Annotated in this window: 18 protein-coding genes; 11 read left to right on the top strand and 7 right to left on the bottom strand. The window is 76.1% G+C overall.

All coding sequences use genetic code 11. The annotated features are described in order from the left end of the window. Positions 1 to 73: 73 nt before the first annotated feature. On the bottom strand, positions 74 to 1,675 hold the full coding sequence (locus ACFYYT_RS25460) for an alpha/beta hydrolase (RefSeq protein ID WP_351819268.1): 1,602 nt from the start codon (positions 1,673 to 1,675) through the stop codon (positions 74 to 76). A gap of 124 nt (positions 1,676 to 1,799) precedes the next feature. Next, on the bottom strand, positions 1,800 to 2,855 hold the full coding sequence (locus tag ACFYYT_RS25455) for an Rv2578c family radical SAM protein (protein WP_351819265.1): 1,056 nt from the start codon (positions 2,853 to 2,855) through the stop codon (positions 1,800 to 1,802). Between the two features lie 151 nt (positions 2,856 to 3,006). Here ACFYYT_RS25455 and ACFYYT_RS25450 point away from each other — a divergent pair, with 151 nt between their 5' ends. The 4 genes from ACFYYT_RS25450 to ACFYYT_RS25435 all read left to right on the top strand — a co-directional run bounded on the left by ACFYYT_RS25450 (position 3,007) and on the right by ACFYYT_RS25435 (position 7,900). Next, positions 3,007 to 3,450, top strand: coding sequence for an SRPBCC family protein (locus tag ACFYYT_RS25450; protein ID WP_351819262.1), 444 nt, complete (start codon positions 3,007 to 3,009; stop codon positions 3,448 to 3,450). 167 nt (positions 3,451 to 3,617) lie between these two features. Beyond that, a complete protein-coding gene (locus ACFYYT_RS25445) occupies positions 3,618 to 4,451 on the top strand; it encodes a M55 family metallopeptidase (RefSeq protein ID WP_351819260.1) in 834 nt (277 codons plus the stop codon). Beyond that, a complete protein-coding gene (locus tag ACFYYT_RS25440) occupies positions 4,444 to 5,892 on the top strand; it encodes a M20/M25/M40 family metallo-hydrolase (RefSeq protein WP_351819258.1) in 1,449 nt (482 codons plus the stop codon). The genes ACFYYT_RS25445 and ACFYYT_RS25440 overlap by 8 nt, the downstream gene beginning before the upstream one ends. Before the next feature lie 10 nt (positions 5,893 to 5,902). Further along, positions 5,903 to 7,900, top strand: a complete 1,998-nt coding sequence (locus tag ACFYYT_RS25435; RefSeq protein WP_351819255.1) for a prolyl oligopeptidase family serine peptidase — start codon at positions 5,903 to 5,905, stop codon at positions 7,898 to 7,900. A gap of 60 nt (positions 7,901 to 7,960) precedes the next feature. Here ACFYYT_RS25435 and ACFYYT_RS25430 read toward each other — a convergent pair whose 3' ends face one another. Then, on the bottom strand, positions 7,961 to 8,713 hold the full coding sequence (locus ACFYYT_RS25430; RefSeq protein ID WP_351819252.1) for a hypothetical protein: 753 nt from the start codon (positions 8,711 to 8,713) through the stop codon (positions 7,961 to 7,963). A gap of 35 nt (positions 8,714 to 8,748) precedes the next feature. Here ACFYYT_RS25430 and ACFYYT_RS25425 point away from each other — a divergent pair, with 35 nt between their 5' ends. Both ACFYYT_RS25425 and ACFYYT_RS25420 read left to right on the top strand, forming a co-directional pair. Then, on the top strand, positions 8,749 to 9,348 hold the full coding sequence (locus ACFYYT_RS25425; protein ID WP_351819250.1) for a GNAT family protein: 600 nt from the start codon (positions 8,749 to 8,751) through the stop codon (positions 9,346 to 9,348). 64 nt (positions 9,349 to 9,412) lie between these two features. Beyond that, positions 9,413 to 11,380 (top strand): DUF5107 domain-containing protein, encoded by a 1,968-nt coding sequence (locus ACFYYT_RS25420; protein WP_351819247.1) that lies wholly within the window; start codon positions 9,413 to 9,415, stop codon positions 11,378 to 11,380. Between the two features lie 27 nt (positions 11,381 to 11,407). Here ACFYYT_RS25420 and ACFYYT_RS25415 read toward each other — a convergent pair whose 3' ends face one another. Both ACFYYT_RS25415 and ACFYYT_RS25410 read right to left on the bottom strand, forming a co-directional pair. Then, positions 11,408 to 12,151: a nucleotidyltransferase domain-containing protein gene (locus tag ACFYYT_RS25415; protein ID WP_351819244.1), complete on the bottom strand. Its 744-nt coding sequence runs from the start codon at positions 12,149 to 12,151 to the stop codon at positions 11,408 to 11,410. A 152-nt stretch (positions 12,152 to 12,303) separates the two neighbouring features. Further along, positions 12,304 to 13,134, bottom strand: a complete 831-nt coding sequence (locus tag ACFYYT_RS25410) for a methyltransferase domain-containing protein (RefSeq protein ID WP_351819241.1) — start codon at positions 13,132 to 13,134, stop codon at positions 12,304 to 12,306. 188 nt (positions 13,135 to 13,322) lie between these two features. Here ACFYYT_RS25410 and ACFYYT_RS25405 point away from each other — a divergent pair, with 188 nt between their 5' ends. The 4 genes from ACFYYT_RS25405 (at position 13,323) to ACFYYT_RS25390 (ending at position 17,941) form a co-directional block, all read left to right on the top strand. Continuing rightward, entirely contained in the window at positions 13,323 to 13,895 is a 573-nt protein-coding gene (locus ACFYYT_RS25405; RefSeq protein ID WP_351819238.1) for a TIGR03086 family metal-binding protein, read from the top strand. A gap of 124 nt (positions 13,896 to 14,019) precedes the next feature. Further along, positions 14,020 to 15,291: an aminotransferase class I/II-fold pyridoxal phosphate-dependent enzyme gene (locus tag ACFYYT_RS25400; RefSeq protein WP_351819444.1), complete on the top strand. Its 1,272-nt coding sequence runs from the start codon at positions 14,020 to 14,022 to the stop codon at positions 15,289 to 15,291. 45 nt (positions 15,292 to 15,336) lie between these two features. Continuing rightward, complete coding sequence (locus ACFYYT_RS25395) at positions 15,337 to 16,428, top strand: MBL fold metallo-hydrolase (RefSeq protein ID WP_351819235.1); 1,092 nt, start codon at positions 15,337 to 15,339, stop codon at positions 16,426 to 16,428. Between the two features lie 103 nt (positions 16,429 to 16,531). Next, the gene (locus tag ACFYYT_RS25390; RefSeq protein ID WP_351819232.1) at positions 16,532 to 17,941 is read left to right on the top strand and encodes an amidase; all 1,410 of its coding nucleotides are present in this window, start codon (positions 16,532 to 16,534) and stop codon (positions 17,939 to 17,941) included. Positions 17,942 to 17,960: 19 nt separating this feature from the next. Here ACFYYT_RS25390 and ACFYYT_RS25385 read toward each other — a convergent pair whose 3' ends face one another. Further along, on the bottom strand, positions 17,961 to 18,581 hold the full coding sequence (locus ACFYYT_RS25385; protein WP_351819441.1) for a VTT domain-containing protein: 621 nt from the start codon (positions 18,579 to 18,581) through the stop codon (positions 17,961 to 17,963). A 26-nt stretch (positions 18,582 to 18,607) separates the two neighbouring features. Further along, complete coding sequence (locus ACFYYT_RS25380) at positions 18,608 to 19,384, bottom strand: MBL fold metallo-hydrolase (protein WP_351819230.1); 777 nt, start codon at positions 19,382 to 19,384, stop codon at positions 18,608 to 18,610. A 240-nt stretch (positions 19,385 to 19,624) separates the two neighbouring features. On the opposite strand from ACFYYT_RS25380, the gene ACFYYT_RS25375 reads away from it, so the two are divergent. After that, complete coding sequence (locus ACFYYT_RS25375; protein WP_351819227.1) at positions 19,625 to 20,029, top strand: hypothetical protein; 405 nt, start codon at positions 19,625 to 19,627, stop codon at positions 20,027 to 20,029. The last annotated feature ends 90 nt before the right edge of the window (positions 20,030 to 20,119 follow it).

Below are 20,119 nucleotides of genomic sequence, written 5' to 3'. Positions count from 1 at the left end.
CGCCGCGATCCGGGTGAGGCCATTGTCCTGCTGCTCAAAAGTGGTCATGGACATGATCTTGCCCCGGGGTGGGTCAGCCGCGGAACCCCAGCAGTCCGTGCAGGGCGGCGCCCCCGGCCGAGGGCGGCACCGCACGCGTCGCGGTGGCCGGCTTCGGCGCGGGCTGGGCGGGGCAGGAGGCGTCGGCCGCCACACCCGTCCTCAGGTACGCGGCGAGCTTCTCGTCCAGGCACTTGTTGCCGCTCAGGGCGACGCCGTGGTTGCCGCCGCCCTCCTCCCGCACCAGCGCCGAGCCGGCCAGCCTGCGCCGCATGCTCACCGCGCCCTCGTACGGGGTGGCCGCGTCCTCGGTCGCCTGGAACAGCAGCGCCGGGGGCAGTTCGGTGTTCGTCACGTCCGGGGCCGCCAGCGGCTCCGTCTTCCAGAACGCGCACGGGGCGTTGTACCAGGCGTTGTTCCAGGTCATGAAGGGCGCCTTGGCGTGCGTGCGCCACATGTCGGCCCGCCACCGGTTCCAGTCCCGGGGCCACGCCGAGTCCCGGCACTGCACCGCCGTGTACACGCTGTAGCTGTTGCCCGCCGAGGGTTCCACCGCCCCGAACCGCTCGTACGCGGCCACCAGCGGCTTCGGATCCCGGCGCACCGCGTACGCCGAGAAGGCCTCGGCGAGGGCCGGCCAGTAGCCGTCGTAGTAGCCGCCCGGCATGTAGGTGTCCTCCAGCTCCGCCGGGCCCACCTTGCCGCCCGCCGGGGCCGAGCGCAGCGCCTCGCGCATCGCGTACCAGCCCGCCTCGACGCGGGCCGGGTCGGTGCCCAGGTGGTAGGTGGAGTCGTACCGGGCCACCCAGGCCAGGAAGGCCTTGTGGCGGGCGTCGAAGGCCTGGTCCTGGGAGAGGTTGTCCTCGTACCAGACCCCGCCCGGGTCGACCACGGAGTCCAGCACCAGGCGGTGCACCCGCCGCGGGTACAGCCGGGCGTACACCGCGCCCAGGTAGGTCCCGTAGGAGTAGCCGAAGTAGCTGAGGCGTTCGGCGCCGAGCGAGGCGCGCAGCACCTCCAGGTCGCGGGCGGCGGAGACGGTCCCCACGTACGGGAGGACGTCGGCGTGCTTGCTCTGGCAGGACTCGGCGAAGGACCGCACCCGCTCCAGGTTCGCCTGCTCGGTCGCCGTGTCGAGGGGTACGGAATCGGGCCGCACCGGCGCGAAGTGGCCGGCCCCGCAGTCCAGGGCGGGCTCGCTCTTGCCCACGCCCCGGGGGTCGAAGCCGATCACGTCGTACTGGCCGGCCACGTCCTTGGGCAGGGTGGCGGCGACGAACCCGGCCAGGCTGCGCCCGCTGCCGCCCGGGCCGCCGGGATTGACGAGCAGCGGGCCCTGGAAGGTGGCGGAGGTGTGCGGGACCCGGGTCAGGGCGAGCGAGATCTGCCGCCCGGCGGGGTGGTCGTGGTCGAGCGGGACCTTCAGGGAGGCGCACTGAAGCGTCGGGTAGCGGGGCGTCGCACAGCCGGTCCAGGCGACGGCCCGGGCGGCGGGTGAGGCCGGTGCGGCAGCCGGGGCGCCCGGGGCGGGCACCGGGGCCGCCGTGACGGGGCTCGCGAGGGCGGCGGCCACGGTGGACAGCGACAGCAGGACGGCGGCGCGCTTCTTCAGGGGGTGCGGTACGGGGTGCAGCATGGGGCCTCCCAGCCGAGGGTTCTGGGCGGAATCGTCCCGGAAACCGTGGCGGGAAGACGGGATTGGGCTCCCCATTGGCCCGATGTGATGACCCCTCGGACGGCGTGTCCGGCCGAGGGGGTGATCACAGCAGCGTGAGCTGGGTCGGCCCGGCGGGCGCCGGCCCCTGCGGCCGCTCCGGCAGCACGACCGCGCGCGCCGCCCGGGGCCCCGCCGGGCCGATGCCGAATTCGGCGGCGAGTTCGTGGACTTGGCGGGTGATCCGGCGCTGGTACCAGGTCGGGGCGTACGAGCCGCCCGCGTACATGCGTGCGTAGCGTTCGACCAGGTGGGGGTGATGGCGTTCCAGCCAGGCCGTGAACCACTCCCGAGCCCCGGGCCGCAGATGGAGTACCAGGGGTGTCACGGAGGTGGCCCCGGAGGCGGCGACGGCGCGGACGGTCTCGCGCAGCTGCTCGGGCGCGTCCCCGAGGAAGGGGATCACCGGAGCCATCAGCACCCCGCACTCGATGCCCGCGTCGGTCAGGGTCCGTACGGCGGCCAGCCGGGCGGCGGGGGAGGGGGTGCCGGGCTCGACCGTGCGCCACAGGGCGGTGTCGGTGAACCCGGCCGAGACGGATATGCCCACGTCGGTGACGGCGGCGGCCCGGCGCAGCAGGGGCAGGTCGCGCAGGATCAGGGTGCCCTTGGTCAGGATGGAGAAGGGGTTGGCGCGCTCGGTCAGCGCCTCGATGATCCCGGGCATCAGCCGGTAGCGGCCCTCGGCGCGCTGGTAGCAGTCGACGTTGGTGCCCATCGCGATGTGGGCGCCGCCCCAGCGGGCCGCGCCCAGCTCGCGGCGCAGCAGTTCGGGGGCGTTGACCTTGACCACGATCTGGGAGTCGAAGCCGGCCCCGGTGTCGAGGTCCAGGTAGGAGTGCGTTTTGCGGGCGAAGCAGTAGACGCAGGCGTGGCTGCATCCCCGGTAGGGGTTGACGGTCCATTCGAACGGCATCCGCGAGGCGCCGGGGACCCGGTTGACGATCGACCGCGCCCGGACCTCGTGGAAGGTGATCCCGCGGAACTCGGGAGTGTCGAACGTACGGGTGACGACGGAGTCCGCGCCGAAGAGCGCGGACGGGCCGCCGGACCGCCCGCCGTCGGCGGCCTTCGGGTCCTCGGTCAGATGGTTCCAGCGCATGGCGCCGCCTTTCGCTAGCCCTCCGCCCGAGAATAGAACAAACGTTCCCATGATCGTGCGGAGAGTTCCCCGGCACCCCGGATTTGGGCGCCCGCCCCGGAGGTGGTTGGCTTGCCGCCGACGAGCGAGAACGACTGCTGGAGGAACAGGTATGACGCAGGTCGAGGCCACCACGGAGCGCATCATCGGGGCCGACGCGGAGACCGTGTTCGACACGCTCGCCGACTACAGCGGCAGCCGGGCCAAGCTGCTCCCCGAGCACTTCAGCGAGTACGAGGTGCGCGAGGGCGGCGACGGCGAGGGCACCCTGGTCCACTGGAAGCTCCAGGCCACCAGCAAGCGCGTCCGTGACTGCCTGCTGGAGGTCACCGAGCCCACGGACGGCCAGCTCGTGGAGAAGGACCGCAACTCCTCCATGGTCACCACCTGGACCGTGACCCCCGCGGGCGAGGGCAAGTCCAAGGCCGTGGTCAGCACCGTCTGGAACGGCGCGGGCGGCATCGGCGGCTTCTTCGAGCGCACCTTCGCGCCCAAGGGCCTCGGCCGCATCTACGACACCGTCCTCGCGAACCTGGCGCGGGAAGTCGAGTCCTGACCAAGGCCGTTGGCCCCGCGCCCCGGCGGCCGGCTCACCGGATCGGGTGGATTTCCCCGCCCCGGTGAGCCGGCGCGCGCACCCCGGCGGACCCGGGCGTGGCCCCGGGACCGGAGGGGGCCGGGCGGCTAGGGTGGGGCTCCGCGACCCGACCCACCGGGGGCCCGATGAAGATCCTCGTCTCCGCCGACATGGAAGGCGCCACCGGCGTCACCTGGCCCGCCGACGTGCTGCCCGGGACCGCCGAGTGGGAACGCTGCCGGGCCCTGTTCACCTCCGACGTGAACGCCGCCGTCCTCGGCTTCTACGACGGCGGCGCCGACCGGGTCGTCATCAACGAGGCCCACTGGACCATGCGCAACCTGCTGCTGGAGAAGCTCGACGCCCGCGCCGAGATGCTCACCGGCCGGCACAAGACCCTCTCCATGGTCGAGGGCGTCCAGCACGGGGACGTCGACGGGATCGCCTTCGTCGGCTACCACACCGGCGCCGGAGCCGAGGGCGTCCTCGCCCACACCTACCTCGCCAACTCCATCACCGGGGTCTGGCTCAACGGCCTGCGCGCCAGCGAGGGACTGCTCAACGCGCACGTCGTCGCCGAGTACGGGGTCCCCGTCGTCCTCGTCACCGGGGACGACCTGACCTGTGCCGACGCCGCCGGCTACGCCCCGCAGGCGCGCACCGTCGCCGTCAAGGACCACGTCTCGCGCTATGCCGCCGTCTGCCGCACCCCGGCCCGCACCGCCGCCGACATCCGCGCCGCCGCCGCCGAGGCCGTGGCCCTCGCCGTCCGGTACGAGCCGGTGCGGGGCGGCCCGTTCGCGGTCGAGGTGGAGTTCGACGCCGAACACCTCTCCATGGCGGCCACCGTGGTTCCCGGCGTCGAACGCTGCGCCGAGCGCCGGATCGCGTACACCAGTGGCACCATGTTCGAGGGGATCCGGACCTTCAAAGCCGTCACGACGGTCGTCTCGGCGGCCGTGGAGGAGCAGTATGGCTGACATGCGATGGACGGACGGCGACGGCGACGGCGGCCCGGCTTCCGCGGGTGTGGGCGCGGGCGCGGCCGGTGCGGCCCCCGTCGCCGTGGCGCCCGCGGGCGGGCCCGCCGTGGCGCCCGGCGGATGCCCCGACGCGACGGCCTTCGAGGAGGTCGTCACCTTCACCTCCGAGCTGATCCGCATCGACACCGCCAACCGGGGCGGCGGCGACTGCCGCGAGCGGCCCGCCGCCGAGTACGTCGCCGAGCGCCTCGCCGGCGCCGGACTGGACCCCGTCCTGCTGGAACGCACCCCGGGGCGGACCAATGTGGTGGCCCGGATCGAGGGCACCGACCGCGACGCCCCCGCCCTGCTCGTCCACGGTCACCTCGACGTGGTCCCCGCCGAGGCCGCCGACTGGAGTGTGCACCCCTTCTCCGGCGAGGTCCAGGACGGGGTGGTCTGGGGCCGCGGCGCCGTCGACATGAAGAACATGGACGCGATGGTGCTGGCCGTCGTACGGGCCTGGGCGCGCCACGGCGTACGGCCCCGCCGGGACATCGTGATCGCCTTCACCGCCGACGAGGAGGACAGCGCGATCGACGGGTCCGGCTTCCTCGCCGACCACCACCCCCACCTCTTCGAGGGCTGTACCGAGGGCCTCGGCGAGTCCGGAGCCTTTACCGTGCACACCGGACCGGGCCGGGCCCTCTACCCGATCGCCGCCGGCGAACGCGGCACCGCCTGGCTGAAGCTGACCGCGCACGGCACCACCGGACACGGCTCCAAGCCCAACAAGGCCAATGCCGTCAGCCGGCTCGCCGCCGCCGTCGCCCGGATCGGCGCCCACGAATGGCCGGTCCGGCTCACCGCGACCACCACCGCCTGCATCACCGAACTCGCGGCCCTCCAGGGCCTGTCGGTCGATCCGTCGGACCCCGGCTTCGATCTCGACCGGGTGCTCGCCGCCCTCGGTCCGGCCGCCGCCCTGGTCGAGGCCACCGTCCGCAACAGCGCCAACCCCACCATGCTGGAAGCGGGTTACAAGCTGAACGTCATCCCCGGACGCGCCACCGCCCACGTCGACGGACGCACCCTGCCCGGCGCCGAGGCCGAGTTCGCCGCCACCCTGGACGAACTCACCGGCCCCGACGTCCACTGGGAGTTCCACCACCGCGAAGTGGCCCTCGAAGCCCCCGTGGACGGGCGGACGTACGCGGTCCTGCGCGAGGCCGTCGAGCACTTCGACCCCGACGGGCACGTCATCCCCTTCTGCATGGCCGGCGGCACCGACGCCAAGCAGTTCTCCCGCCTCGGCATCACCGGCTACGGCTACTCCCCGCTCAAGCTGCCCCCCGGCTTCGACTACTGGGCCCTCTTTCACGGCGTCGACGAGCGCGTCCCCGTCGACGCCCTGCACTTCGGGGTCCGCGTCCTCGACCGCGCCCTGCGGGCCCTGTGATGGGCCCGCGTTGACGGCCCCCACCGCCCCGGGCGGCCCCTACGGCAGCTGGCCCTCGCCGATCGACGCCGCCCTCGCCGCCTCCCACGACGGCCGCCCCGAGTACGTGGGCACCGTCGGCGCCGAGGTCTGGTGGACCGAGCCGCGCCCCCGGGAGGGCGGCCGCCGCACCCTGGTGCGCCGCCCCGCCGACGGCCGCGCCGCGCGCTCCGTACTGCCCGCGCCGTGGAACGTCCGCAGCCGCCTCACCGAGTACGGGGGACTGCCCTGGGCGGGCGCCGAACGCCCCGCCGGAGGGCCGCTGGTGGTGTTCGTCCACCACGCCGACCAGCGGCTCTACGCGTACGAACCCGACGCCCCCGGCAGCCCGCCGCCGCGCCCCCTCACCCCCCTCTCCGCGGTCGGCGGCGGCCTGCGCTGGGCCGATCCGGTGCTGCGCGGCTCCGAGGTCTGGTGCGTACTGGAGGAGTTCACGGGCTCCGCGCCCACCGACGTGCGCCGCGTCGCCGCCGCCGTCCCGCTCGACGGATCCGCCGCTCGGGACCGCTCCGCCGTCCGCGAGCTCACCGACGACCGCCACCGCTTCCGGACCGGCCCCAAGCCCTCCCCCGACGGGCGGCGCGCCGCCTGGCTGGTGTGGGACCACCCCCGGATGCCCTGGGACGGCACCGAGCTCCAGCTCGCCGACATCGCCCCCGACGGCGCCCTCGGCGCCCCCCGCACGGTGCTCGGCGGCCCCGAGGAGGCCGTCGCCCAGGTGGCGTGGGCGGCCGACGGGAGCCTGCTCGCGGTGAGCGACCGCAGCGGCTGGTGGAACCCGTACCGGGTCGACCCGGACGGCGGCGGGGCCGTCAACCTGTGCCCCCGGGACGAGGAGTTCGGCGGCCCGCTGTGGAAACCGGGGCTGAGCTGGCTCGCCCCGCTGCCCGACCGGCTGCTCGCCGTCCTGCACGGCCAGGGCGCGAGCGCCCTCGGCGTCCTCGACCCCGACAGCGGGGACCTCGTCGACGCCGCCGGACCGTGGACGGCCTGGCAGCCCGCGCTGGCCGTCAGCGGCACCCGCGTCTACGGGGTCGCCGCCAGCCCCCGCAGCGCCTACGAGGTCGTCGAGCTCGACACCGTCACCGGCCACACCCGGGTCGTCGGCGCCCCCGCCACCGACCCGGTCGACCCCGCCCACTACCCGGAGCCCCAGACCCGGACCTTCCCCGGCCCCGGCGGGCGGGAGGTCCACGCCCACGTCTACCCGCCGCACCACCCCGCCCGGCGGGCGCCCGCCGACGAACTGCCCCCGTACGTGGTGTGGGCGCACGGCGGCCCCACCGACCACGTGCCGCCCGTACTCGACCTGCACATCGCCTACTTCACCTCACGGGGCATCGGCGTGGTCGAGGTCAACTACGGCGGCTCCAGCGGCTACGGCCGCGCCTACCGGGAGCGGCTGCGCGAACAGTGGGGCGTGGTCGACGTCGAGGACTGCGCCGCCGTCGCCCGCACCCTGGCCGCCGAGGGCACCGCCGACCCGGCCCGGCTCGCCATCCGGGGCGGCAGCGCGGGCGGCTGGACGGCGGCCGCCTCCCTGGCCGCCACCGACGTGTACGCCTGCGCCGCGGTCATCTACCCCGTCCTCGACCTGCGGGGCTTCGCCGGCGAGACCCACGACCTCGAATCGCGGTACGTGGACTACCTGGCCGGACCCCCGCCGACGCTGGCCGTGCGCTCCCGCGAACGCTCCCCGGTGGCCCTCGCCGACCGGATCACCGCCCCCTTCGTCCTGCTCCAGGGCCTGGACGACCCGGTCTGCCCGCCCGCCCAGGCCGAACGCCTGCTGGCCGCCCTGCGCGGCCGCGCGGTACCGCACGCCTACCTCACCTTCGAGGGCGAGGGTCACGGCTTCCGCCGGGCGGAGACGATGGTGCGCGCCCTGGAGGCCGAACTGTCGCTGTACGCCCAGGTCTTCGGCTTCGAGCGCGACGACGTCCCCCGCCTGGAGCTGCACACGGACTGAGCCCCGCGGGGCGGGGTGTGCGCGCCCGGCCCCCGGCCCGGCCCGGCGGCGCCGGCCGGCTCAGCCGGTGTGCAGCCAGACGCGGAGCGGGCCGATCGGGGTGAACCCGGCGCGGAGCGCGACGTCGAGGTCCTCCCCGTGCTCGTAACCGACCACAGGCAGACCGGGCCAGCGGGCCGCGACCGCGTCCAGGACGGCCGCCCAGGCCGCGGCGGCGTCAGCTCCTTCCGCCCGTTCCGCGCCGTCCGCCCCTTCCGCTCCGTCCACGGTGAAGAGGTTGGACACGCCGACCACGCCGCCGCCGACGCTCGCGACGGCTCCGGCGACGAGCCGGTCCCCGCGACGGCCCGCCAGGAAGACGAGGTCCCCGTCGAGCAGGTCCGCGTGGAACAGCCCCGTGCTCTCCTCCCCGTCCCAGGCGGCCTCCCAGGCGTCCAGCTCCTCGGCGGTCCGCACCGCGGACCACTCCGGGCCGACGGCCGTCGCCGCCGAGGCGGGCCCCGCCGGGCGGTGGATCCACTGGGCCTCGAACAGCACCTCGAAGCCGGCCGGGGCCAGGTCGAGCACGGCGAAGCTGTCCTTGACCGAGCAGCCGGGGGAGGAGGTGTCGATGCCGCCCAGCACCTGCGCCGCCGAGGCCTCCGGTGTGAGGGAGACCGCGTCGGGGTACAGCGGCGGGGTCCGCCGCGGGCTGCTCCACACGGAGCCGGAGAACGCGCCGCCGCGGCTGACGGCCGCGCACCACTCCGCGTTGTTGCGGGCCGCCGCGAGCAGCAGGGCCGGGGCGTCGGAATCCCGGGGGGTGATGATCACACCGGGGATGCTGCCACACCCCCTAACCTGGAGCGATGCAGTTTTCCTCGTACATCGTGACGGGCCGGCGGGTGGGTCTGGCCGCCTACCGCCGCGCCGACGGGCCCGAGTTCACCGCTCGCGTCCGCGAGGGCCGCGCCCTGCACGCCCCCTGGCTGTTCCCGCCCGCCACGATCGAGGAGTACGAGCCCTACGCCGCCCGGCTGGCCGGCGGCGACGGCGGCGGACGCGCCGGGTTCCTCGTGCGCGAGCTCGACGGCGGCGGCCTCGCCGGATTCGTCAACGTCAACAACATCGTCCACGGCGCCTTCCGCTGCGGGGCACTCGGCTACGGGGCCTTCGCGCACGCCGCCGGACGCGGGCTCCTGGGCGAGGCCCTCGACCTGGTCCTCGCCCACGCCTTCGCCCCGCCCGAGCGCGGCGGCCTCGGACTGCACCGGCTGGAGGCCAACATCCAGCCGGGGAACGCGGCCTCGATCGGCCTGGTCCGCGGACGCGGATTCCGGCTGGAAGGCCTGTCCCCCGACTTCCTCCTCGTGGACGGAGCCTGGCGGGACCACGAACGCTGGGCCGTGACGGCGGACATGTGTGCGGACGCCCGGCCCGCCGGACCGGCCACGGGGGGCTTTGCGTAATCCTGACCGGTGGTGATGCGCGGAACCCCTGTGCACCGGCCGGGACGGAGTGTTCCATTCCCTCATGGCCACCACCGTCCGACGTGCCCTGCTGACCCTCCCGGCCGCCCCGTTGGGTCCCGACAACCCCCTCCCCGCCCTGCGCGCACCCGACGCGCTGCACGAGCTGGACGAGCGCTCGCGGCACGCGCTGCCGCGCGACATGGCCCGCCAGGTCGGCCACGAGCCGCTGCGCTCGTTGCTGCCGGTGCGCCTGCGCGACGGCTACGGACGCGAGCGCGTGGAGCGGGAGTTCGAGGCGGTCGTCATCGACAACGGCCGGCTGCGCGCCACGGTGCTGCCGGGACTGGGCGGCCGCATCCACTCCCTGGTCCACCTGCCGAGCGGACGCGAACTCCTCTACCGCAACCCGGTGTTCCAGCCCGCGAACTTCGCGCTCAACGGCGCCTGGTTCTCCGGCGGCATCGAATGGAACATCGGCGCCACCGGCCACACCACCCTGTCCTGCGCCCCGCTGCACGCGGCCCTCGTCCCCGCCCCCGACGGCGGGACGATGGTGCGGCTGTGGGAGTGGGAGCGGCTGCGCGACCTGCCCTTCCAGGTCGACCTGTGGCTGCCCGCCGACTCGGACTTCCTCTACGTCGGCGTCCGCGTCCGCAACCCGCACGAGCGGCCGGCCCCCGTCTACTGGTGGTCCAACACCGCCGTCCCCGAGGCCGCGGGCAGCCGCGTGCTGGCCCCCGCCGAAGAGGCCTGGCACTTCGGGTACGAGCGCACCCTGCGCCGCGTCCCCGTCCCGCGCTGGGAGGACGCCGACCGCACGTACCCGCTGGGCAGCGCCCATCCCGCCGACTTCTTCTACGAGGTCCAGGACGAGACCCGGCCCTGGATCGCCGCCCTCGACGCCGACGGGCACGGGCTGGTGCAGGCCTCCACCCGCCTGCTGCGCGGCCGCAAGCTCTTCGTGTGGGGCGCCGGCGCGGGCGGCCGCCGCTGGCAGGAGTGGCTCACCGAGCCGGGCACCGGCGGTTACGCCGAGATCCAGGCCGGGCTGGCCCGGACCCAGCTGGAGCACGTACGGCTGGAGGCCGGGGCGGAGTTCAGCTGGCTGGAGGCGTACGGACCGCTGTCGGCGGATCCCTCGGCGGTGCACGGCGAGGACTGGGCGGCGGCCCGCGGGGCCGCCTCCGCGGCCCTCGACGCCGCACTGCCCGCCGCCGCGCTGGAGGCGGCCCACGCCGCCTGGCGCGCGCACGCCGACACCGAACCGGGGGAGCGGCTGGCCGAGGGCTCGGGCTGGGGTGCGCTGGAAGTGCTGTGCGGGGGCTTCGAGCTGCCCGGCACCCCCTTCCCGGAGTCCACCCTCGGGGAGGCCCAGGAGCCGTGGGCGCACCTGTGGCGCACCGGGGTGTTCCCCACCCCGCGCAAGGTGGTGCCGCCGGGGGAGGCGCTGGTCGCCCCGCACTGGCGGGACATGCTGGAGACGGCCCCGGCCGACCCGCTGACCGAGTACCACCTGGGCGTGGCCCAGTGGCACGCGGGCGACACGGCCCAGGCGGTACGCAGCTGGGAGCGCGGGCTGGCGCTGACGCCCTCGCGCTGGCCGCTGCTGCGGGCGCTGGCGGTGGCCGACGAGCTCGCCGGGGACCGGGAACGGGCCGCCGACCGCTACGCGGAGGCCTTCGACGACCTCGCGCAGGAGAGCCGGGGCGGCGAACGGTGGGCGGCGGCCGAGTGCGCGCTGGGGCGGGAGGCGATGACCGCGCTGCTCGACGCCGGCCGGCCGGCGGCGGCCCGCGCGGTCTGGGACCGGCTCCGGCCCGCGCTGCGCGAGCAGGGCCGCTTCCGGCTGCTGGCCGCCCGGCTGCTGGCGGCGGAGGGTCACGTGGGCGCGGCCCGCCGGCTGTTCGAGGACGGTTTCGAACTGCCCGACCTGAGGGAGGGCGAGGAGACCCTGTCCGAGATCTGGGCCGCCCTCACGGACGCCCCCCTCCCGGCGGCGTACGACTTCCGCATGCGGCCGCCCGGATAGCGGCGCCGTCGCAGGGGGCGTCGGCGGTCAGCGGCCGGCGGCGGCGATCGAGTCGATGGTGCCCTGCCAGGTGCGGCGGTACCCCTCGCGCAGGGGCCCGCCGGTCAGGGAGAGGACCTCGGCCGCCGCCTCGGCCAGCCCGGCCGGCTCCCCGGACGCGCCGACGCGCAGGTGCCCGTCGATCAGGGCCGCGCCCCGTCGCGGGTCCGCCTGGAGCAGGCGCCGCGGCAGCCACTTCCCGGTGCCGGTCCAGGCACGGTGGTGGTCGAGGAGCAGGTCGGCCGCGGCGTTGAACACCGAGCCGGCCACCGCGAGGCGTTCGGCGCGATCGGCCGCGCCGACGAGGTCGTCCAGGGCGTCCGTCAGCCCGTACCGCTTGGTCTCGACGGTCGCGGGGTCCAGCGGCGGCGGCCCCGCGCACAGGTCGGCCTCGGCGAGGGCGCGGGCCCGTCCCGCCGCGCCGTCCGTGTCGGCCAGCACGAGGCCGGTCGCGTACATGCTCTGCAGGACCCCGCGCCGGGCCCGGACGTCCGCCGCGAAGAGGTCCGCGAGCCCGGTGGGGGTGTGGACGAACAGCTCCACGACCCGTCCCTCGAACCGGACCGTCTCGCGGTAGGTCTCGCCCCCGTCCCCGACCAGGACGGGGATGTCCAGGTCGCTGAGCCCGGTGGCCCGCCCGGACGCCGCGGAGCCGGCGAGGACGACGGACAGCGCGCCGGGGAAGCGGTCACGGGTGAGACGTCGCGCCTGGTCGACGGGGTTCGTGGTCATGGCGGTCAGGGTGCCACGCGCCGCCGCCCTCGATCCACCGGGTTCCCGGCGGCCGGGGCGGGCGCCGCGCCACAGGGTCATCCCGTCACGGCGTCATCGCGTCATCGCGTCGTCACGTCGTCACGTCGTCGCGTCGTCACGGCGTCACCGCGTCAGGCCCGGCAGAGCAGCTCGCCGTTCAGGACCGAGAACCACGCGTCGGGGTGCCCGCCCCAGGCGTGCCAGGCCCCGGCGACGGCGGCCAGGCCGTCGGCCGTCGCGTGCCCGCCGCGGACGGCGATGTCCGCGTAGACGGAGGCCGTCGTGCGGTCCGCCCACAGCGCCGACCACCAGGCCGTCTCCTCGGGGGTGGCGTAGCACCAGGCCGTCGCCGAACAGGTCACGTCCGTGAAGCCGGCCTCCCGCGCCCAGGCGCGCAGCCGCCGTCCGGCGTCCGGTTCGCCGCCGTTGGCGCGGGCGACCTTCCGGTACAGGTCCTGCCACGCGTCCAGGGCCGGCGAGGCCGGGTACCAGGTCATCGCCGCGTAGTCGGCGTCCCGCACCGCCACGATCCCGCCGGGCCGGCACACCCGGCGCATCTCGCGCAGTGCCCGTACCGGGTCGCCGACGTGCTGGAGCACCTGGTGGGCGTGGACGACGTCGAAGGAGCCGTCGGGGAAGTCCAGCGCGTGGACGTCCGCCACCGCGAAGTCCACGGCCCCGGCGATCCCGCGCTCCGCGACGTGGGCCGCGGCCTGCTCCAGGACGTCCGCCGCCGCGTCGACCGCCGTGACCCGCCCGCCCGGGGAGACCAGCTCGGCCAGGTCCGCCGTGATGGTGCCCGGGCCGCAGCCCACGTCCAGCAGCCGCATGCCCGGACGCAGTTCGGGGACCAGGTAGGCCGCCGAGTTCGCGGCCGTGCGCCAGCGGTGCGAGCGCAGGACCGACTCGTGGTGGCCGTGCGTGTAGACGGCGCTCTCCTGTGCCCGGTGCGGGTCGTTCATGGCGGACTCCTCGTCGTCGAAGCGTGATGATCACGGTAGCGGCTCTGACCGTCATACGAGATAGGCGTTTTGATATGTGGACACGATGCCTGCGAGCCAAGGCATGCAGCCGATTCGGTGGCAACGCGTGAGGCGGGCGAGGACAGTGGGGCGCAGGGGACGCCAGAGCGTGGAGGACGGTGAGACCCATGCCGGAGACGCTGCTCGAACAGCACGCCGCGGCGCTGCGGCTGTTCGGCGAGCGCGTACGGGAGGTGGCGGAGGACCGCTGGGACGCGCCCACCCCCTGCGCCGAGTGGACCGTGCGGGACCTGGTCGGCCACGTGACCGGCGAGCAGCTCTGGATCCCGCCGCTGCTCACCGAGGGCCGTACGGTGGCGGACGTCGGCGACGCGCTCTCGGGCGACCCGCTGGGCGCGGACCCGGTGGCCGCCTGGGACCGGGCTGCGGCCGCCGCGCTGGAGGCCTTCGCCGAGCCGGGCGCGCTGGAGCGGACCGTCGCGCTGTCGTACGGGCCCACGCGCGGTTCGGCGTACTGCTCGGAGCTGACCACCGACTGCGTCGTGCACACCTGGGACCTCGCGCGGGCGATCGGCGCGGACGAGCGGCTGCCCGACGGACTCGTGGAGTTCGCGCTCAAGGAGGTCATGCCCTACGCCGACACCCTCGCGGCCAGCGGCATGTTCGCCGCGCCGCTGGATTTCCCCGCCGGGGCGAACGCGCAGACCCGGCTGCTGGCGCTGGTCGGCAGGCGGGGCTGAGGAGGCCGGCGCGGGGCGTGGCCGCCGCTGACGGGCATAGCGGGGTAAATAATCGTATAAAGGTCACGGCTGGTCGGTCGGTGTGGCAGTGGCGGCGGCAACGGGAGGCGGACACGTGTCGGGGATGGCGGAAGGGCGGCTGGCCGGAGTGTCCGGCTCCGCCGGGGCGGCCGGGGCGTGGCGCGCCGCTGCCCAGGGGCGCGGCCCGGTCCGCTACGGTCCCCCCGCCCCGGAGCCCGGCCTGCCCGTCCTGCCCGAGCTGACCGCCGTCCTCGCCGAAGCGGCCGGCCGGGCAGCCCCCGAGCCGCCCGGCGGCGGCCCGGCCGTGCACGAGGCCGCCTGCCGCTACTGGGGCCGGCGCGGGCTCGCCACCGCCCCCGAGAACGTGGCCGCCGGCCCGGGCGCGCCCGCCCTGCTGCTGGCCCTGCTGGGCGCCTACGGCGGCGACGTCATGCTGCCCCGGCCCTGTCCCGCCTGGTGGACCCCGCAGGTCCGGCTGCTGGGACGGCGGGCGTACCACGTCCCCACTCCGGCGGAGTGCGGCGGCATCCCGGACCCGTACGCCCTCCTGGAGACCGTCCGGCGGGTACGGGCCGAGGGCGGCGACCCGCGCGTCTTGCTGCTGTCCGTCGCCGATGACCCCACCGCGACCGTGCCGCCGCCGGAGATGCTGCGCGAGGCCTGTGAGGCGGCGGAGTCCGCCGGGCTGTTCGTGGTCAGCGACGAGAGCTGGCGCGACACCGTGCACCGGCCCCACGACACCCTGGTGCTCAGCCCCGCCGAGATGCTCCCCGAGCAGGCCGCCGTCCTGGTCGACCTCTCCGGCGCGCTGCTGCCGGCCGGCTGGCCCGCCGCCGTGGTCCGCTTCCCCGGCACCCCGCGCGGCACCTGGCTGCGGGCCCGCACGCTCGACGTCCTCACCGCCACCGGGGCCCTGGTCGCCGGTCCCGTCGCGGGAGCCGCCGCGCACGCCCTCGACGAGTCCGACGCCGTCGCCGGCCGCGCCTACGCGGCCGCCGCCCTGCACGGCGCGGTCGCCGCGGCCGCACACCGTGAACTCCTGGCCGTCGGGGCGCTCGCCCGGCCCCCGCAGGCCGGCCGCCACCTGTACGCGGACCTGACCCCGCTGCGCGCCGGCCTGGCCCGGCACGGCGTCGGCGACGCGATGGAGCTGGAGGACTGGCTCGGCGCCCGGCTGGGTGCGCCCACGCCCGGCGGGCAGCGGTTCGCGGACGAACTGGGCGCCCTGCGCGTGCGGTTGTCGACCGGCCCGCTGCTGGGGGCCACCCCCGCGGAGCGCCTCGCGGCGCTCGGCTCCCGCGACCCGCTGGCGCTGCCGCACGTTCGGGACGCGCTGGACCGGCTCGGGTCGGTGCTCGCCGGCCTGGCCGACTGACCCCGCCCCCGCCCGAACCGGCCGCCGCTGAACGGAGACTCCCCGATGAGGGACCAGACGGACGCCCCCGCCGCCCCGCCCGCCGCCCCGCCCGCACCCGCCCCGGCCCCCGCCCCGCACAGCCCCGTGGACCGCCGCGCGCCCGGCCCGGGGGCCGCCGGGCCGCGGCCGATCGGGGAGGTCCGGGCCTGGCCCCGGTCGTTCGCGGACCGGCTGACCACTCCGCTGCCCGGCGTACGCGCCTTCGCGCGGCTCGCCCGCGAGGGGGCGCTGCGGCCCGGCCCCGACGGGCTGCGCGGGATCCCCGACCTGCCGTACGAGCCCGCTCCGCTGCCCGCCGCCGCCCCGGGCGCCGTCTGCGTCACCTGGGCCGGACACGCCAGCTGGGTGCTGCGGCTCGGCGGGCTGACGGTGCTCACCGACCCGGTCTGGTCCCGGCGCATCCTCGGAACCCCCGCCCGGATGACGCCCGTCGGCGTGCGCTGGGAGGAACTGCCGCCCGTCGACGCGGTGGTGATCAGCCACAACCACTACGACCACCTCGACGCCCCCACCCTCAAGCGGCTGCCCCGGCACACCGCCCTCTTCGTCCCCGCCGGTCTCGCCCGCTGGTGCCGCCGCCGGGGCTTCACCCGGGTGACCGAGCTCGACTGGTGGGAGTCCGCGCAACTGGGCGGCGTACGCTTCGAGTTCGTCCCGGCGCACCACTGGTCCCGGCGTTCGCTGCTGGACACCTGCCGCACCCTGTGGGGCGGCTGGATGCTGACCGACGCGGCGAGCGGGCGCACCGTCCACTTCGCGGGCGACACCGGCTACGGCCACTGGTTCCGGGAGATCGGCCGCCGCCACCCCCGCATCGACCTCGCGCTGCTGCCCATCGGGGCTTACGCACCGCGCTGGTGGCTGCGCGACGTGCACGCCGACCCGGAGGAGGCCGTCCGGGCCTGCCGCGACCTCGGTGCCCGCCGGATGGCCCCGATGCACTGGGGCGCCTTCGTCCTCTCCGCGGAACCGGTCACCGAGCCCCTGCACCGCGTGCGCGCCGCCTGGGCCCGCGCCGGGCTGCCCCGCGAGGACCTCTGGGACCTCCCCATCGGCGGCTCCCGCACCCTGGCCGCCGCCACGCCCCCCGGCTAGACGCCTCCGAGCCCGGGAACCCAACTGCGGGCGGTCTCCGGCTCTTTGCGGGGGCGAGGTCGATAACCTGTGCGGCACACACCCCGCAGCGGAAGGCGCGTACGTGGACGACAGTGAGCTGCTGTTCCTGGGAGCCGCCCGGCAGGCCGCGCTGGTGCGCGACGGGAAGGTGTCCGCGCGGGCCCTGACCGAGGCCTCGCTGCGCCGGATCGAGCGGCTCGACCGGGAGCTGGGCGCCTTCCGGGTGGTCCTCGGCGCCCGGGCGCTGGCGGAGGCCGACGCCCGGGACGCGGCCCGCGCGGCCGGGGCCGCCCTCCCGCTCCTCGGCGTCCCCGTGGCGGTCAAGGACGAGCTCGACGTGGCCGGGGAGGTCACCACCTTCGGCGGCGCCGCCAACCGCACCCCGGCCGCCCGTGACTGCGAGGCGGTGCGCCGGCTGCGGGCGGCCGGCGCGGTGATCGTCGGCAAGACCACGATGCCGGAGTTCGGGCAGTGGCCGTTCACGGAGTCCGCCGCCCATGGATACGCCCGCAACCCCTGGGACACCTCCCGCACCACCGGCGGCTCCAGCGGCGGAAGTGCCGCGGCGGTCGCGGCCGGACTCGTCGGCGCCGCGCTCGGCGGCGACGGCGGCGGCTCGATCCGCATCCCCGCCGCCTGCTGCGGCCTGTTCGGCCTCAAACCCCAGCGCGGCCGGGTCTCCACCGCCCCGCACCCCCACCTCTGGTACGCCCTCGGCACCGTCGGACCGCTCACCCGCGGCGTGCTGGACAGCGCCCTGCTCTACGACGTCCTCAGCGGCCCGGCCCCCGGCGACCGCTGGGCGGCCCGGCCCGCCGCGACGAGCTTCGTCCGGGCGGCGTCCACCGCGCCCGGGAGGCTGCGGATCGGCTGGTCGGCCAAGCCCGCGGTGCCCGGCGTACGCCTCCATCCCGAACACCTGGCGGCCCTGCGTGAGACCGTCCGGGCCCTCGGCGAACTGGGCCACGACGTACGGGAGACCGACCCCCGCCACCCCGACACCACCGCCGCGTTCCTCCCGCAGTTCTACGGGGGCGTGCGGTACGAGGCGCTGGGCGTCGAGCACCCGGAACTGCTGGAGCGGCGGACCCGGCAGACCGTGCGCGCCGCCCGGCTGGCGCCCGGGGCCGCCGTGGAGTGGGCCGTCCGGGCGGGGGAGCGGATGGCCGTGCGCGCCAACCGGGTCTTCGACCGCGTCGACCTGCTGCTCACCCCGACGCTCGCCGGCCGGCCCCGGCGGGTGGGGGCCCTCGACGGCAGGGGCATGGCCGGGGCGATGCTCCGCTCGCGCCCGATGATCGCGTACACCGCCCTGTGGAACGTCACCGGCAACCCGGCGGCCTCCGTCCCGGCCGGCTTCGGTACGGACGGACTGCCGCTCTCCGTCCAGCTGGTGGGCCGGGAGCACGACGAGGCCACCATCCTCGGGGTGGCCGCCCAGCTGGAGGCCGCCCGCCCCTGGGCCCCCCGCCGCCCCGGCCCCGCCGCCTGACGCCCCGGCGCCGCTCCGTTCATGTCGCCGGGGGCGCCGGCGGCTCCGGGCGCAGGCGGCGCCACACCGCCGGGGCCGCGCTGATCAGGAGGGTCAGGCCCACCGCCAGGGCCACGCCCTTCCACGGCTCCGAGAAGAGCGAGCCGCCCAGGATCCCGATCAGCCCGTACGTCACCGCCCAGGCCAGGCACGCCGGGGCGTCCCCGCGCGCGAACCGCCGCAGCGGCATCCCGCCCAGCAGGCAGGCCAGCATCACCGGGATCCGCCCCGCCGGGACCAGCCGCGACAGCACCAGCACCAGTACCCCGTGCTCGTCCAGCTTCGTCTGCGCCCGCTCCAGCCGCTCCGGCGTCGCCCGCCCGCGCAGGGACTCCAGCCACCGGGAGCCGTTCTTCGAGTGCACCCCCCTGCGCCCGAGCCAGTACAGGGCCACGTCCCCGCAGAAGGCCGCCAGGGCCGCCACCGCGCACACCAGCAGCACGCCGAAGGGCAGCGACCGCTGATGGAACGCCACCACCGCCGCCGAACTCACCAGCGCCCCCGTCGGGATCACCGGTATCAGGGCCCCCAGCGCCACCAGCACGAACAGCGCCGGGTACCCCACCGCCTGCCGGGTGGTCTCCGGAGTCACCCGGCCCACGGTCTGCGCCGCCTCCCACCACCCCGTCACGGCAGCCGCACCCGCTCCCCGTGCGCGGGGACCCGTACGGCCACCTCCGGCGCGAGCCTGCGCGCCCAGCGGGCGAACTCCTCGCCCGGCGCGTGGAACTCGTGCGGCCGGACCGCGTCCATGCCCACCGGCCAGTACGTCCCGTAGTGCACCGGCACCGCCGCAGCGGGCCCCAGCAGCGCCGCCGCCCGCGCCGCCCGCTCCGGGTCAAGGTGGCCCGCCCCCAGGCAGGGGCCCCAGCCGCCGACCGGCAGCAGCGCCACGTCCACCGGGCCGACCTCCTCGGCCATGGCGTCGAACAGGCCGGTGTCCCCGGCGAAGTACGTCCGCTCCGAGCCCCGCACCACGTACCCGAGCGCGGGCGCCCGCTGCGGGCCGAACGGCATCCGCCGCCCGTCGTGCCGGGCCGCGACCGCCCGTACCCGTACGCCCTCCCGTACGCCGACCTCCTCGCCCGCGGCCAGCTCCGTCACCGCCAGCCCCCGCACCCGCGCCAGCCGGGCCAGCCCCGGCACCGCCCGCCGCGCCCCCCGGGGCACCACGAGCCGGGTGCCGGGCGCGAGCCGGGCCAGCGACGGCAGGTGCAGGTGGTCGGCGTGCAGGTGCGACACCAGCACCACGTCCGCCTCCGCCGCCTCGGGCGGGGGCAGCGCCCCGCGCCGCCGCCGCAGGTGCGCGAACCGCCGGGCGAACAGCGGGTCCGTCAGCACGCGCACCCCGGAATCCCGCACCGTACAGGTGGCATGGCCCCACCAGGTGATCTCCACCGGCACCCCGTACTCCCTCCCTCGCGCACGCTCCCACCGAGCCTAGGGCGTCTGCGCAACCTCCCGCCTGGCACTCCTTCGCGGACACGCCCCAGGGCCTGTCGTCACCCTCCCGTCTGCCCCGCGTCACGCGGGTGACGACGGACCCCGGGCCTTTCCCCGCCGATCGCCCGCGAGGCCTCCGACGACAACCGGTCCCCGCCGCCCCCTCCTCCCGGAGCCCGGATCGGAGTAGGGTCGGGCGCCATGGAAGCGCTGCGCGTGGCCGCGATCGCCAGCCTGGCCCCGCTCGAGGAACTCGACGCCGACCCCTTCGCCGTGGACACCCGCAGCCAGCACGCCATGTGCGCGCGCTGGGCCGCCGCCCGGGGCTACGTGGTCACCCGCCACCTGCTCTTCTACGGGCTGCGGGCCGACCACTGCGGACTGTGGTGCGACGTGGACGCCGGACAGGTCGATCTGTTCGTCGCCGCGAGCAGGCGGGTCCTGGCCCGCGCCCTGTGCTCGGTGGAGGAGTTCACCGCCGAGTGCGCGCGGCGCGGCGTCCGCCTGGAGACCGCCGGACTGGACGAGCCCCGCTACACCTCCGCCATGAAGGCCGAGGTGCACCGGCGCCTGTCCATGCCCACCGCCGGGTACGACGGCACCTAGGGCGTGTCCGCAATGTCATTTCGGCAGCCAGAGTTGTAGGCAGGCGAGGGTGACGAGGGCGTTGTAGTGGCGGGCTCGTTTGTCGTAGCG

This window comes from Streptomyces sp. NPDC002032 (assembly GCF_042890765.1).
In the GTDB taxonomy this organism is placed as follows: Bacteria; Actinomycetota; Actinomycetes; order Streptomycetales; family Streptomycetaceae; genus Streptomyces.
Note: the sequence above shows the minus strand (reverse complement) of the source record. Positions and strands in the feature narration are given on the sequence as shown.